The sequence below is a fragment of the Flectobacillus roseus genome, assembly GCF_030056595.1.
In the GTDB taxonomy this organism is placed as follows: domain Bacteria; phylum Bacteroidota; class Bacteroidia; order Cytophagales; family Spirosomataceae; genus Flectobacillus; species Flectobacillus roseus.
In genome coordinates this window covers 119,278-134,030 of the sequence record NZ_JASHIF010000003.1, presented here as the reverse complement: position 1 = coordinate 134,030, position 14,753 = coordinate 119,278, and the positions used below count along the sequence as shown (strand labels likewise).

Sequence of the window (14,753 nt, the reverse complement as noted above, 5' to 3'; positions counted from 1 at the left end):
ATTTCGCTTTCGAGCCGTTGGTTCATGGGAAGTGGGATGTTTTGGAGCTTGGTAACTACAAAACTCTTGCTTCCCTTTCTTTTTACCTAATTTGTCCCATTTTTTAGTAGGGTAGAGTAGACAACTCATCACTCACATTACACTTGTTTTTTGTAAGTCCAAATGGCTAGTCCATTGAATACGATGGCAAAGCTAAGTATAGCATAAATATGGGTTCTTATTTCGTAAAGCCCTGAACCTTTGATGACTACCATTCGCATGACATCAATGAAATAGGCGACGGGATTAAACTTGGTCATAATTTTAGCCCAGTTAGGCATTCCGTCAATGGAAGTATATAGTCCACCCATCAACACAAAAACCATTATCATAAAAAAGGCAAAAAACATGGCTTGTTGTTGTGTGTCAGAGAAATTAGACATAAGTAAGCCAAGTCCTAAAACTGCCAAAAGGAAAATCGCAGTAAAGCCAAAAATCACGAGTAGGCTCCCAACAGGAACTATACCAAATACTACTCTACTTACGGTCAGACCAATAGCAGTTACTGTCAACCCTAACACCCAGAAAGGAATCAGTTTTCCCAAGATAAAATGATGTTTTTTGATCGGTGTAACGTTGATTTGCTCAATCGTTCCTGCTTCTTTTTCCTTAACAATATTCAATGCTGTAAGGAAACTTCCAACCATAGTAACTAAAATAACCAAAATCCCAGGAACCATAAATAGTTGGTAATTCATACGAGTATTGTACCAAAAACGAGGAACAATATCTAATAAAGGTATAGGGTTCATTCTCGGAAAAGTAACCCAATCCGTACGCACATCCTGATTAAAATCTTTGATAATGGAGTTGAGATACGCTCCACCCATATTGCCTTTTGTACCATTTACGGCATTGATGGCAAGTAATAATTTGGCCTCATTTTCCTTGATTAAAGTTCTTTCAAAATGCGCTGGAATTTCGATGATTACATCAGAATCGTTTTGCTCGACACTTTTGAGTGCTTTTTTGTAATAATCTGTATTCTCGACTAATCTGAAATATCCTGATCCAATAATTTTTTGAACCAGCTGTCTCGAATAACTCGAATGGTCGTGGTCAACCACAGCAATATTCACGTTTTTTACCTCATAATCGGCAGCTATAGGCAGTACAATCAGCTGGATGATGGGCATCACGAAAATGATACGGATAATCGATGAGTTACGAAATATCTGCCGAAACTCTTTTTCTAGTAAAAAAAGTAGTGTTTTCATAATTGTTTGGAAATGGTTATCAACGAGGGACAAAGTGACAGCGGCACAAAGGCACAAAGTGTTTTTTGGGGCGCTTTGAGTAACTGTGCTACAGTCATCAAAACACTTTGCTACTTTGTGCCTTTACCACTTTGTCACTTCTCACTACTCCAACCTCGTTTTGTAATTTTTTAAAGCTATTAGCACAAAACCTATCGTCATGGCTACCAAAATTAGGCTTTCCTTTAAAACACTTTTAAATCCTAAACCCTTTATCATGACGTCCCGAACAATGAAAAAATACCATTTTGAAGGAATCAAATTAGAGATAAATTGCATCGGTTTGGGCATATTTTCGATAGGAAACATAAAGCCACTGAAAATCAAAGTGGGTAACAGTAACACCATTAAAGAGGCCAACATAGCTACCTGCTGCGAATTGGTGATCGTCGAAATGAATAACCCTAAAGCCAAAGCCGCAAAAATAAAAAGCATACTTTCGCCCAAAAGAAGTAGTAAACTGCCTTGAATAGGAACATCGAGGAGGTTTACGCTCAAAATTAGGATGGTGCTTACGTTGATAAATGATAGCAAAACATAAGGGATTGCCTTGGTAACAATGACCAAAATAGGAGGGACTGGCGACACCAAAAGTACTTCCATTGTACCAAGTTCCTTCTCTCTAACAATGGCAATGGAGGTCATCATGGCCGAAATAAGGAGCAAAATCATCGCCATAACGCCAGGCACAAAGTTGTATGCACCTTTAAGTTGCGGATTATACAACATACGAATTTCTGGCTGAATGGTATAGGGTAAAGTTTGTTCTCCTAGAATTTCGTCCTGATACGATTTCAAAATGGCACTCGCATAGTTGACCACGGTACTCGCAGTATTGGGGTCAGACGCGTCGGCTATTAACTGGATTGAAGCCGTATTTTGTTGAAAAAGCGAATGTCTGAAATTGGCAGGAAATACCACTGCTAATCGAATTTTTCCTTCCTTAAAGGCTTGGTCAATTTGCTTAGGATTACTAAAATTGGCTTCTACATCAAAATACCTACTGGCATCAAGTTCTTGAATAATTTGTTGACTTGCCTGATCTTTTGAGTAATCCAAAATACCAATGCGAGAATCTTTAACTTCATTGGTCAAAGCAAAGCCAAAGAGGATAATTTGAACAATGGGCATCCCAAAAAGAATGATTAAGGTTCGAGTATCTCTCAGAATATGCTTGAATTCTTTGGTGATAAATGCTAAGAATAATTTCATGTTTGACTGATTTATTAGTGTTTTGATCAAACTTATTCACTCCTTTTAGCCTTACGAGCCAACTGGTGAAATACCTCATCCATAGAGTTGGCTTGAAACTGCTTTTTGAGATTTTTAGGAGTATCAAGTGCCTCTATTTTTCCGTCTACCATGATTGACACTCTATTGCAATATTCGGCTTCGTCCATGTAATGTGTGGTGACAAAAATAGTCATGCCACGATTGGAGGCTTCATAGATTAAATCCCAAAACTGACGACGAGTTACAGGGTCAACTCCGCCTGTTGGTTCATCCAAAAATACAATTTTGGGATTGTGTAAAATAGCAATCGAAAATGATAGTTTTTGTCGCCAGCCCAATGGGAGTGAAGAGACTAATTTGTCTGCTTCTGATTCAAACCCCAATGTTTTGAGCAAAATGTCAGTCTTTTCTTTAATAGTTTTACGATCTAAACCATAAATTCCACCGAAAAATCGAATGTTTTCACGGATAGTCAAATCTTCATAAAGTGAAAATTTTTGACTCATATAACCGATATTTTTCTTGATGTCTTCTGTTTGAGAATACACATCAAAACCAGCTACTTTTGCTTCGCCTCCGCTTGGTTTGGATATACCAATGAGAATTTTCATAGCTGTCGTTTTTCCTGCCCCATTGGCTCCCAAAAAACCAAATATTTCGCCCTTGTAAACTTCAAAAGTAATGGCGTTGGTGGCGATAAAATCCCCAAATCGTTTGGTAAGTCCTTGAGCCTGAATGACTATTTCTTTATTTTCCATGTTTTGCACATTTTATTTCTTGAAAGCATCAGGACAAAGCCATAAAGCAATCCTCAATGGTAGCCGTAATTTCTTGGATTTGGAAAGGTTCTTTGTAATGCTTTTGTACGTAATTACAAAAATCTTCATAATCCTTCTCATCGTTTTTGAGCGTCAAGTGATGACTTTCTCCAAAACCAAAACAGGTATGGGTGTTTGGAAATGCCCGTGCCACCTGTAACAAAGCATACATATTGGAGGCATGAATAGACCAGATTTTTTTGGGATATTTCTCAATAATGCCTTCTGGAGTATCAATATCCAATATCTTTCCTTTTTGCATCAAAGCAACTCTATCACACAGGCTTGCTTCATCCATATATGGTGTCGAAACCAATATCGTGATACCTTCCGATTTGAGGTATTTCAGCATTTCCCAAAACTCTTTTCTCGAAACTGGGTCAACCCCTGTAGTGGGTTCATCCAAAAACAATACACTTGGTTCGTGAATCAAGGCGCAGCATAAGGCTAACTTTTGCTTCATTCCGCCCGATAATTTGCCAGCTTTGCGAGTTTTGAAAGGTTCGAGTTGCTGGTAAATATCTTTGATAAGGTGATAGTTTTGTTCTATAGTAGTCCCAAAAACATGTGCAAAAAAGTTGAGATTTTCCTCTACACTCAAATCTTGATACAGGGAAAACTTCCCTGGCATATAACCCACTCTTTTTCGAATCGCTTTATAATCCTTCTTCACATCGAGCGAATCGACGCTTGCCTCGCCAGATTCGGCCAATAGAAGGGTCGCAAGTATCCTAAAAAGTGTGGTTTTTCCTGCACCATCTGGGCCAATTAGGCCAAATAACTCAGATTGTTTGACTTCAAAAGAAATGTCTTCCAATGCCTTGATTTTGCCTTTTTCGAATGATTTAAAAAGGCGATTTGCGATAATTGCATTCATTGCGATTGGGGTTAAAATATCACTTCGCCATACATACCAATTTTCAAGGCTCCCGTGTTTTTTACATGGATTTTTACGGCATAAACAAGGTTTGCTCGTTCCTCTTTCGTTTGAATTGTTTTTGGCGTAAATTCTGCCTTTGAAGCAATCCAATACACTTTTCCTTGTAATGTGTCTGAAAGTCCTTCTGCCTTGTCAATAAGCACTTTTACTGGTTGATTGAGCTGAACTTTAGTCAATTGATTACCCGAAACATATACTTTTAAAGTCATTTCCGATAAATCTGCAATTTTGTAAAGTGCTTTTCCTGGAGCTGTCATTTCGTATTGTTCTGCATATTTGGTCAAAACAGTACCTCGAACAGGGTTGATAATTTCCCCACGCTTGATTTGGTCAGTCACTTGGTCGGCACGTTTTTCTAGTGGAGTAAGTTCGCTGTTGATGCTACGATTTTGGATAGATACTTGCGTTTTTTGAGCGCTAATTTGGCTTTCTAGTACACTAATTTGTTTTTTGGTTAAAGCAATAGCTCCTTCCATATCGTCGAGTTGTTTACTTGGAACAGCCTCAGATTTTACCAAATTTGTCAGGCGTTGAAATTCTCTTTGTTGGATTCGAAGTTGCTCTTTTTGGACAGCTATTTGATTTTCCAATACTTTAATTTGTGCTGAAGCATCATTGAATTTCTGAGGTAAACTTTTGATACTTGCTTCAATTTGGGCTTCTTGTAGTTGTAAGTTTGCCACATCAATATTCCCAACCTTTTGAGCCAAACCCACAGTGTCTCCTTCTTCTAAATCCAGATGAAGGATTTTGCCTGCCACTTCTGAAGAAATAATGGTTTCTGTAGCTTCAAATGTGCCAGTGGCATCAGAGGTTTGTTCATTTTTTTTACAAGAAAAAATAAGCGTGCTTAGAAGCGATATGAGGATAAATTGCTTTTTCATTTCAAATATAGGATTGTGCGAATTTCGCGGTTTGATAATAAAAATAGGAAATTAAAGTCCTAATGTGCTTTGATAATTGGCCTTCGCAAGTGCTTGTTGTAGGGTATGAATCAACTGATTTTCTTTAGCTTGTAATTCAGCCGAAAGGTCTGTTAAATAGTCACTTGCGGTGATGATACCATTGTCGAGCTGAGCGCTAGAGGTTTTGGTGATTTTTTCTCTTAGAACAATAATTTTTTGGTCTAGCTCAATCATATTATCCAGTTTTTTGACTTCGGCATCCAACTGTTGTAAAGCAATATTTGTGTTTAATAAAAAGGTCTCTTGTTGCGCATCTACGTTTTTAGAAGAAATTAGCAACTGAGTTTTTTCTTGCTTTTTGGTGTACAAACCTCCTAATGACCAATTGAATCGTAACCCTCCAATATAGTATCCTTTAAAATCATTTTCGAGCATATTCAGTGCTGGTCTACCGTATCCAGTTTGTAAGAATAGCCCAATTTTAGGCATATTTTTGGCATTAATGAGTTGTTCCTGAGTACTTAAAAGGTTGTGTTGTTCTTGAAAAAGCGTCAATTCAGAACGTTGAATTTTAGAGTCTTGACCCGTTGAAAGCACTGGAGAGACTAACTGAACCGACGATAGGTCTTGGTTGATAAGCAGACCAAGGATCTTTTTCCCTAGTGATTCCTGAGATTTTACTTCACTGGTACGTTGCTCTAGCTTTAGAATTTCTACTTCGAGCTGATTCAAATTGGCTTGGGTACTTACGCCATTTTGGATACCAGCTTTAATTCTGTTGATTTTTGATTGCAACTCATTTTTGATAATATCTATCAATTTGAGCTGATTTTGGCTCAATAAAATGCTAAAATAACTCTGACTAACACGCTCTTTTAGTTTGTCGAGCTCAACGGCTAATTTTTGCTGCTCGGTCTGGGAGGCTGCCTTTTGCACTGAAATTTGAGCTTGAGTGATACCTCCATCGTACAAACTTTGTTTTACCTCAGCATATATTTTATACTGGTCTTTAGAAATTTGAGGAATATCAATATTGGGAATTTTGATTGGAACAGAAGTCACATCCGACTGATAGGTAGCCTGCCCGACAAGGTCAACTTGTGGTTTAAAATTACTTTTTAGTTGAGCGATTTGTTGCTCTAGACTTTCATTGATGTATCCTTTTTGCTTGGCAATCGGATAATTTTGTTTGGCCAAAGTATAACACTGGCTCAAGGGAAGAACCTCTTGCGCTTGCGTGTGCTTGACAATCAAACAAATAAGGAGAATATAAAACGCTTTTCTCATGGTTTTAACTAAAATGTTTAACTATTTGGTTAAAAATCTATTTTTAAAAAAGTAACAAACAAGTAGAGTATTCTTTGGGCGGACTACTGATTTGTTACTTTGTTGAAAGAAAAGAACTTTTACAAAACGATAGAATGGTAGACCATCTCGTAAATTTCTTTTTTCCGTTGTTTTAATAGTTCTTGATACATTTCTTCGGGAACTTGCATCAACACTTTTTGAAAAATTGACCTTCCCATAAATGGAAAAACACACATTGAAACAATATTCATGAGTAAGTGTGCAGGATTAATAGGTCTGATTTGTTTGTTTTCAATCGCCTGAAAAATTTCCATAACCATTTTACCAATCATTGGCTTGAGTCCGTTTTCTTCAAAAGCACCCACGATAAGATTAGCATTTCTTGAGAGCTCGTTGGCCACAAAAAGCGGTAGTTCTTGGTTGGCCAGTAAAAAATCAATATAGGCATCGGTAAACGCCTGAATTTTTTCAAAAATGGGTTGCTCAGATTGAATAATGGTATTGAGATTAGGAATGAGTTTGCCTACAATTCCTGCAAATACTCTTTTGAATAATTGTTCCTTATTTCTAAAGTAATAATGTAGTAAAGCTTTGTTAATGCCTGCGTTGTCCGCAATTTCCTGCATACGAGCGCCATCCCAGCCTTTTTCGATAAAAACCTTTCTCGCTGCAATTAAAATCTTTTCCTCTGTTGTTATCTCTACTTCCATTTTATCAAAAGGTTTAACCATTTGGTTAAATATGATTCAAAGGAATAATATACCTTTGATAAAAGCAAGAAATTAGCAGAATAAATCTTGGGATTTTTTTCAAGACAATAGTAGATTACAAATAAGCAACAACATTTGATTATCTTTGTTATTCAAGTAAAAATTTAATCGCACGTGATAAAGTATTTGAAGAGTATTGCCTACAATCCTACGAGTTTGATGATTATTTTGGGCGCCTTATTGCTGTTATGGCAGGAATTACAGGGAAGTTTGTCTATTTGGGTACAAATCTTTTTTGCATTTGGTTTTGTATTTCTGATCGGAATTCCTCACCGAACCTTGGATATTTGGTTGGAACAAGAGATGTGTAAAAGAGAAGGAAAGGCGTACAAAAAATGGACTTTTTATGTTCGTTATCTTTTTGCTATCATACTTTTTGCCGCTTTGTGGTGGTATTGGCCTACAGGGAGCGTATTTTTATTTTTATTGATTACCGCTTGGCATATTGGAGAGTCTGATTTGAAATCTCCTCAGGCAAATAATATGCTATGGACATTGACGCGTTACAGCTATGGAACGATGATTGTTTTATGGCTTTTTTTAGGTCATGGAAGTCAAGCTAGTATTTTGTGGGCAAGCATTACACGCCAAGATATGTTAATGATGCAAATTTGGTTGATGTTAACTGCTTCAAAAGAGCTTATTATCGGAGTGGTTTGCCTCATTACGTTCCTTTTGTTGTTTTTGGTACAATATAAAAATCCATCAAGTTTTACTGTTAGAAAAGTTATATCCTTGGTGGTTATCTTGGTATTGTGCGAATATCTGCCCTTGTTACCCGCATTGGCATTATATTTTGGTGGCTGGCATGCTGTAAATGCATTTTCTGATGCGCATCGTTATTTTTTGCCTGAGGGACGTAGTATCAATTCAGCTTTTCAGCTATGGTTACATGCTATGCCGATTACGCTTATTGCTGTTGTAATGACTTTGGGCTACGCGTATTTCTGGGCTGCCTTTGCCAAAAGTATGAATCCCATTCCGATGATGTATTTGTTGGTGATGTGTACGACATTCCCGCATCAATGGCTCATAGGACATATCAACCGCGAGAAGATTTCTTAAAAAAAGTTAAATATTTACAAATCGAAGCCCCAAAAATCAAATTTGGGGCTTTGGTGTTTTTGGTAAAGACCTAAAGAACGATTTAGTTTGTTATCTGAAAAAATGTACTTTAGTAGTCTTAACTCATTTTATACCACTTCACCATGATTGCAATACTCATCATCGGAATCACCCTAGTATTCACCTATCAAGGGTTTCGTGACTTTTTGTTTTTTGATAAATATAAATTTCACGTTTTTCCAGTACTATTACAAAAGGACTATAAACGCCTGTTGACCTCAGGATTTCTGCATGTTGACTGGCTACATTTCTTTTTTAATATGTACAGTTTGTATGTATTTTCAGGACTGACGATTAATATTTTTGGAGAAGCTAAATTTCTCATTCTTTATTTGGGAAGCATTGTTGGGGGCAACCTTATTTCCGTATTGATTCATAGAAAAGACGATGGGTACACCTCGGTGGGCGCCTCTGGTGGGGTATTTGGAATCATGTTTGCTTCGATTGCAGTATTTCCAGATATGGGTCTAAGAATCATGTTTATTCCTATCTCATTGCCAGCGTGGATATTTGGCTTACTTTACTTAGGAGTGTCCATTTATGGAATCAAATCTAATAAAGACAATATTGGGCACGATGCACATTTAGGAGGAGCTATCATCGGTATGCTATTAGCCATACTGTTTATTCCCGAAATTTTACAGGAAAATTTGTGGGTTATATTACTGTTGTTAATCCCATCTTTGGTATTTATCTATATCATTGTGACTCGTCCTTATTTGTTATTGATTGATAATTTTTATTTCAAAAATAACCAACAACAAGACACCATTGACGAAAGATATAATGCCAATAAAGTCAAGAAACAGCATGAAATAGATGAAATTTTGGATAAAATAGCTTCCAAAGGAATAGATAGCTTGAGTACCAGTGAAAAGGCTGCCTTGGAAGAGTATTCAAAAAGAATGAATTAGGAAAGGGAAGAGGATATAGGTTGTTCTTCAATAAAAAAGGACTTGAGAAATATTTCTCAAGTCCTTTTTTATTGAAGAAATTGGAAAATTTAACCCTTGTTTGAAGTTGAAATCTTCACAACTTTTGCTGCAGTTTTTTCAATTTTTTGTAATTCTTTTTGCCCAACAGAAGCATCAGTTTTTACTGCGATATATGGTGCAATTACCAAAGAAACAATCGACATCAATTTAATCAAAATATTCATTGATGGGCCAGAAGTATCCTTGAATGGGTCACCAACAGTATCACCTGTTACCGAAGCTTTGTGCGGTTCAGATTTTTTGTAATACGTTACACCGTCGATTTGAACACCTTTTTCAAATGATTTTTTGGCATTATCCCAAGCACCACCTGCATTCGATTGGAACATACCCATCAAAACACCCGATACTGTTACACCTGCCAACATACCTCCTAATACCTCAGGACCAAAAGTAAAACCAACCAATACGGGAGAAATCAAGGCAATAGCACCAGGCAATATCATTTGTCGAATTGAAGCTTGTGTAGAAATAGCCACACATTTTTCGTATTCTGGTTCAGCTTTGTATTCCATAATACCTGGAATTTCACGGAACTGACGACGTACTTCATTTACCATTTCCATTGCAGCCTTACCTACCGCAGAAATACACAAAGCACTAAAAATAAATGGAATCATACCGCCAACAAATAAGCCAGCCAAAACATCAGCTTTATAAATATCAATCGCTTTGATACCTGCAATCCCAACAAATGCGGCAAAGAGAGCCAATGAAGTTAATGCAGCAGAAGCAATAGCAAAGCCTTTTCCAGTGGCAGCAGTTGTGTTACCTACAGCATCCAAATTATCGGTACGACCACGTACTTCTGAAGGTAATTGAGACATTTCAGCAATGCCACCAGCATTGTCTGCAATAGGTCCAAAAGCATCAATAGCCAATTGCATCGCTGTAGTTGCCATCATACCAGCTGCTGCAATAGATACACCATACAAACCTGCAAATTTGTACGAAAAGATAATCCCTGCTGCTAATACAAGAATCGGCAATACAGTAGATTCCATACCTACTGCCAATCCACCGATGATATTCGTAGCGTGTCCAGTTCCTGATTTTTCAATAATTGACAATACGGGACGTTTGCCCATTGCAGTGTAATATTCGGTAATAGCAGACATTAGAGCGCCAACTATCAAACCAACAATGATGGCAAGGAATACACCATTTGAGGTAAATTCAAATCCACGTAAATTGAGGGTATCTGGTAATAAATGATGTACCAAGAAATAAGAAGATACGAAAGTAATAGCAATAGAAAGCCAATTGCCCAAGTTCAATGCATTTTGAACAGAAGCAGTTTCGCTAGAAATTCTTACAAAAAAGGTAGATACTAAAGATGCCAAAAGTCCAACACCTGCAATCAACATGGGCAAAATGACAGGAGAAAAACCTCCTACATTATCCGAAACCTGAATTTCTTGTCCTAATACCATTGTTGCCAGAATAGTAGCCACATAAGAACCAAATAAATCGGCACCCATACCAGCCACGTCACCTACGTTATCGCCTACGTTATCGGCAATTGTTGCGGGGTTACGGACATCATCCTCGGGGATTCCTGCCTCCACTTTACCTACTAAGTCAGCACCCACATCGGCAGCTTTTGTATAAATCCCACCACCCACACGAGCGAATAGCGCGATAGATTCAGCACCAAGTGAAAAGCCTGCTAGTACTTCAATAGCTTTTTTCATTTCTACAGAAGTAAGCTCATGACCTGCGGCAAACATTTGATAAAATACGATAAATAAACCACCCAGACCAAGAATCGCTAAGCCTGCAACGCCCATACCCATAACCGAACCACCTGTGAAAGACACCTCTAAAGCTTTTGCTAATGAAGTACGAGCAGCTTGAGCTGTTCTCACATTGGCCTTGGTTGCCACTCTCATTCCGATATAACCTGCAGTGGCTGAAAATACTGCCCCAATCAAAAAGGCTAAAGCAATTACTGGTGAAGAATGAATAGGGTGGTCTGGTGTTCCTTCGTCAGAACCTAACCAAAAAAGTAGGATAGCCGTCGGAATTGCAAAATAGGCTAGAATTTTCCATTCGGCTTTCAGAAAAGCAATAGCTCCGTCGGCAATATATCCTGAGAGTTTTTGCATGTTTTCGTCACCCGTTGGTTGATTCGAAACCCAGTTAAAACGCCAAAATGTGTACAACAAGCCAACGAGACCCAGAGCAGGAACTAAATAAATAATGTCATTCATAAGAGTTAAATAGTTTGGTTGGTTAAAATGTTGAGTAAATGAGATTTATAAGAACACTTACGTTTGTGTTTGGGCAAAATGCCCTACTATGCAAATATAATTTTTGCTTTGATATAAAAAAATTATTCCAAGATTTTATTGTATTTATTTTATATGATTGTTTCGGGAGTACATGTATACTTTCGAATGGGCAAATTGTATGTTTTTTAGGCGGAAAAAGAAAAGAAAAATGGCGAAGCCATACTGATATTTATCAATTCTCGACTCCATAGCTAGACTACATAAATCTGTTGCTACCTCCAATTGGTCGAGTTTACATGACAATTGGTCTGAATTGCACCAAACACCCAAGGGAAAAGTTTAGTTTTGTAGATATTGTAAAGACGAATACTGCCTTTAGAAAGACTTCATAAAAATCGATTTTATTCTCATGCGAAGAAACCACCCATTAAACCGTTTGATTTGCCAAGTGTTGGCGGCTTCGGCTTTAAGTTTTGGCGCAACTGCCCAAGTCATTAAGCCCATGCCCACTGGCGAAATGATTCTCAATCTAAAAAAATTAAATGTATTAGGTTCAGCGATGTATATCGCCGCTCACCCCGACGACGAAAATACCATTATGTTGTCTTGGTTGGCGAAGGAGCGAAAAGTTCGTACCTCTTATTTGTCGATTACACGTGGAGATGGCGGTCAAAACTTGATTGGTCCAGAGCAAGCGGAACTCATGGGCTTGATTCGTACCCAAGAGCTTTTGGCAGCACGTTCAATTGACGGTCCTGAGCAATATTTTACAAGAGCCAATGATTTTGGTTTTTCAAAAACAACGGAAGAAACGCTTCAAATTTGGGGAAAAGACGCCGTATTGGGTGATGTAGTTTGGCGTATTCGCAATCTGCGTCCAGATGTTATTATTTGTCGTTTTCCGCCTGATGCTCGTGCAGGACATGGCAACCACTCTGCTTCCGCTGCTTTGGCAGAAGAGGCATTTGCTGCTGCCGCTGATCCAACGAAGTTTCCTGAGCAATTAAAATTTGTGAAACCTTGGCAAGCCAAGCGCATCGTTTGGAATACCTTCAATTTTGGCACGGTAGCTCAAACGCAAAAACCTGCCGAAAAAGATTTTATTCAAGTCGACATTGGCGTTTATAATCCTCTTTTAGGTAAATCTTATAACGAAATTGCCGCTGAAAGTCGTTCTCAACATAAATCTCAAGGTTTTGGCGTACCTCGTGGTCGTGGTGCTCGCCCTGAATATTTGGTGCACAAGGCGGGAGAAAAGGCCACAAAAGATGCTTTTGATGGCGTTGATATTACTTGGAGTCGCGTAAAAGGAAGTGAAGGTATTCAGGATTTAATCAATGAAGCTGTTTCAAAGTTTAATCCAGAAAAACCTGAAACTATTGTGCCTATTTTGGTAAAGGCTTACCAAAAGATAGAAGGTATTCAGGATGAGTATTGGAAAACTCAGAAGAAAAAAGAATTAGAAAGCCTAATTGTAGCTTGCTCTGGACTTTATTTTGAAGCGAACCCGAATGAGTTTTCGTCGGTTCGTGGCGAAAAAGTCAATGTGGCTTTAAGTTATATCAAACGTTCGGACGCAAATGTTTCTCTGAAAAAAGTACACTTGACTGGTTTTGAAAAGGATACGACTTTGACTCAATCGCTTGGTAATAATGAGTTGAATCGCATTACTTTTCCAGTAACGATTCCTGCCAACCAGCCTTTGACACAACCATATTGGCTAGCCGAAAAGAAAAGGGGCAAAGGAATGTACCGCGTAGATGATGCGTCTATTATCGGTTTGCCTGAAAAACCTGCTGATTTGCAAGCTGAACTTACTTTCACGATTGAGGGCAAAGATTTTACTTTCAAAACGCCAGTTATCTACAAATACACCGACGAGGTTAGAGGCGAGTTGTACCGTACTTACGAAATTCGCCCTGAAGTAACTGCCAACATTGCTGATAAGGTATATGTATTTGCTGATAATCAACCGAAGGAAGTGGAGGTTACACTCAAGGCAAACAAAGCAGATGCACGTGGTAGTGTAGCACTAGAAGTGCCCAAAGGATGGAAAGTAGACCCGACGACCACCATTTTCCAGTTCTCTAATAAATACCAAGAACAAAAAGTAGTGTTTAAAGTATCGCCAGCGGATATTACGCATGCAAGTGCAAGTGAAGCAACTTTCCGAGCGGTAGTAACGACTCCAAGTGGTACTTCAGACAAAGGTTTGTTGACAGTGGCGTATGACCATATTCCTCCACAAACCTTGTTCCCTGTAGCAGAGGCTAAAATTGTGAAGTTAGATATCAAGAAAAAGGGTAATAATATTGGCTATATCATGGGTGCGGGTGACGAAGTGGCTGCGGCATTGCGTCAGATTGGTTATAAAGTTACTATGTTAGGAGAGAAGGAATTGGATGAAGATTTGAGTAAATACGACGCTATTGTGGTTGGTGTACGTGCCTATAACACGGAACCACGTTTGAAATTCTATCAAAAGAAATTGATGGAATATGTTCAAAATGGCGGAAACATGGTAGTGCAATATCAGGTGAATAATAACTTGCAAAAAATTGATGGTGGTTTAGGGCCTTACGACTTCAAACTTTCTCGTGACCGTGTTACAGTAGAGGAGGCCGAAATACGTTTCTTAAAACCAGAACACCCGATTTTGAATGCACCAAACAAAATTACTTCCAAGGATTTTGATGGTTGGATTCAGGAAAGAGGCTTGTATTTTTCAAATGAATGGGATGGTAAGTATGAAACCATTATTTCCTCAAATGACCCCAACGAAAAGCCAGCGGATGGAGGCTTATTATACGCCAAATACGGAAAAGGTAATTACATCTTCACAGGCTATGCCTTCTTCCGTCAACTTCCTGCAGGCGTTTCGGGTGCATACAGACTATTTGCTAACTTGATTTCAGTAGGGAAGTAGGTTGAGTTAGTGGGTGAGTGGCAAAGTGATTAAGGCACAAAGTGAATCATCCCTAATTGAGTGATTATTTTTAATATGAATTTTACTAGTAGAGACGCAATGATTGCGTCTCAAGACGGGTAATATCTGGTATAGTAGTAACAAAAAAGGGGTTCGAAAAACTAATTTCGAACCCCTTTTTTGTTATGCGTATAGAAAATAATT

General features: G+C 38.2%; 11 protein-coding genes. 3 read left to right on the top strand and 8 right to left on the bottom strand.

The window, feature by feature from the left end:
- Nucleotides 1–137: 137 nt before the first annotated feature.
- From QM524_RS04840 to QM524_RS04810, 7 genes are all read right to left on the bottom strand, one after another.
- Nucleotides 138–1,256: an ABC transporter permease gene (locus QM524_RS04840; protein WP_283343722.1), complete on the bottom strand. Its 1,119-nt coding sequence runs from the start codon at nucleotides 1,254–1,256 to the stop codon at nucleotides 138–140.
- Nucleotides 1,257–1,400: 144 nt separating this feature from the next.
- The gene (locus QM524_RS04835) at nucleotides 1,401–2,507 is read right to left on the bottom strand and encodes an ABC transporter permease (RefSeq protein ID WP_095165499.1); all 1,107 of its coding nucleotides are present in this window, start codon (nucleotides 2,505–2,507) and stop codon (nucleotides 1,401–1,403) included.
- Nucleotides 2,508–2,539: 32 nt separating this feature from the next.
- Nucleotides 2,540–3,286 (bottom strand): ABC transporter ATP-binding protein, encoded by a 747-nt coding sequence (locus QM524_RS04830; protein WP_283343721.1) that lies wholly within the window; start codon nucleotides 3,284–3,286, stop codon nucleotides 2,540–2,542.
- A gap of 28 nt (nucleotides 3,287–3,314) precedes the next feature.
- Nucleotides 3,315–4,223 (bottom strand): ABC transporter ATP-binding protein, encoded by a 909-nt coding sequence (locus QM524_RS04825; protein ID WP_283343720.1) that lies wholly within the window; start codon nucleotides 4,221–4,223, stop codon nucleotides 3,315–3,317.
- A gap of 11 nt (nucleotides 4,224–4,234) precedes the next feature.
- A complete protein-coding gene (locus QM524_RS04820) occupies nucleotides 4,235–5,170 on the bottom strand; it encodes an HlyD family secretion protein (protein ID WP_283343719.1) in 936 nt (311 codons plus the stop codon).
- Nucleotides 5,171–5,221: 51 nt separating this feature from the next.
- Nucleotides 5,222–6,478, bottom strand: a complete 1,257-nt coding sequence (locus tag QM524_RS04815) for a TolC family protein (RefSeq protein WP_283343718.1) — start codon at nucleotides 6,476–6,478, stop codon at nucleotides 5,222–5,224.
- A 119-nt stretch (nucleotides 6,479–6,597) separates the two neighbouring features.
- The gene (locus QM524_RS04810; protein WP_283343717.1) at nucleotides 6,598–7,209 is read right to left on the bottom strand and encodes a TetR/AcrR family transcriptional regulator; all 612 of its coding nucleotides are present in this window, start codon (nucleotides 7,207–7,209) and stop codon (nucleotides 6,598–6,600) included.
- Nucleotides 7,210–7,383: 174 nt separating this feature from the next.
- Between QM524_RS04810 and QM524_RS04805 the strand changes: the two genes are divergently transcribed.
- Both QM524_RS04805 and QM524_RS04800 read left to right on the top strand, forming a co-directional pair.
- Nucleotides 7,384–8,334 carry a Brp/Blh family beta-carotene 15,15'-dioxygenase gene (locus QM524_RS04805; RefSeq protein WP_283343716.1) on the top strand — a complete coding sequence of 317 codons (951 nt, stop codon included), beginning with the start codon at nucleotides 7,384–7,386 and terminating at the stop codon, nucleotides 8,332–8,334.
- Between the two features lie 143 nt (nucleotides 8,335–8,477).
- Entirely contained in the window at nucleotides 8,478–9,308 is an 831-nt protein-coding gene (locus QM524_RS04800; RefSeq protein ID WP_283343715.1) for a rhomboid family protein, read from the top strand.
- 89 nt (nucleotides 9,309–9,397) lie between these two features.
- On the opposite strand, the gene QM524_RS04795 is transcribed toward QM524_RS04800, so the two are convergent.
- Nucleotides 9,398–11,602, bottom strand: a complete 2,205-nt coding sequence (locus tag QM524_RS04795) for a sodium-translocating pyrophosphatase (RefSeq protein ID WP_283343714.1) — start codon at nucleotides 11,600–11,602, stop codon at nucleotides 9,398–9,400.
- Nucleotides 11,603–12,032: 430 nt separating this feature from the next.
- Here QM524_RS04795 and QM524_RS04790 point away from each other — a divergent pair, with 430 nt between their 5' ends.
- Nucleotides 12,033–14,549: a PIG-L family deacetylase gene (locus tag QM524_RS04790; RefSeq protein WP_283343713.1), complete on the top strand. Its 2,517-nt coding sequence runs from the start codon at nucleotides 12,033–12,035 to the stop codon at nucleotides 14,547–14,549.
- The last annotated feature ends 204 nt before the right edge of the window (nucleotides 14,550–14,753 follow it).

Coding starts and splice junctions, on each gene's coding strand:
- QM524_RS04840 (WP_283343722.1), bottom strand. CDS start 1,256: ATGAAAACACTACTTTTTTTACTAGAAAAAGAGTTTCGGCAGATATTT.
- QM524_RS04835 (WP_095165499.1), bottom strand. CDS start 2,507: ATGAAATTATTCTTAGCATTTATCACCAAAGAATTCAAGCATATTCTG.
- QM524_RS04830 (WP_283343721.1), bottom strand. CDS start 3,286: ATGGAAAATAAAGAAATAGTCATTCAGGCTCAAGGACTTACCAAACGA.
- QM524_RS04825 (WP_283343720.1), bottom strand. CDS start 4,223: ATGAATGCAATTATCGCAAATCGCCTTTTTAAATCATTCGAAAAAGGC.
- QM524_RS04820 (WP_283343719.1), bottom strand. CDS start 5,170: ATGAAAAAGCAATTTATCCTCATATCGCTTCTAAGCACGCTTATTTTT.
- QM524_RS04815 (WP_283343718.1), bottom strand. CDS start 6,478: ATGAGAAAAGCGTTTTATATTCTCCTTATTTGTTTGATTGTCAAGCAC.
- QM524_RS04810 (WP_283343717.1), bottom strand. CDS start 7,209: ATGGAAGTAGAGATAACAACAGAGGAAAAGATTTTAATTGCAGCGAGA.
- QM524_RS04800 (WP_283343715.1), top strand. CDS start 8,478: ATGATTGCAATACTCATCATCGGAATCACCCTAGTATTCACCTATCAA.
- QM524_RS04795 (WP_283343714.1), bottom strand. CDS start 11,602: ATGAATGACATTATTTATTTAGTTCCTGCTCTGGGTCTCGTTGGCTTG.
- QM524_RS04790 (WP_283343713.1), top strand. CDS start 12,033: ATGCGAAGAAACCACCCATTAAACCGTTTGATTTGCCAAGTGTTGGCG.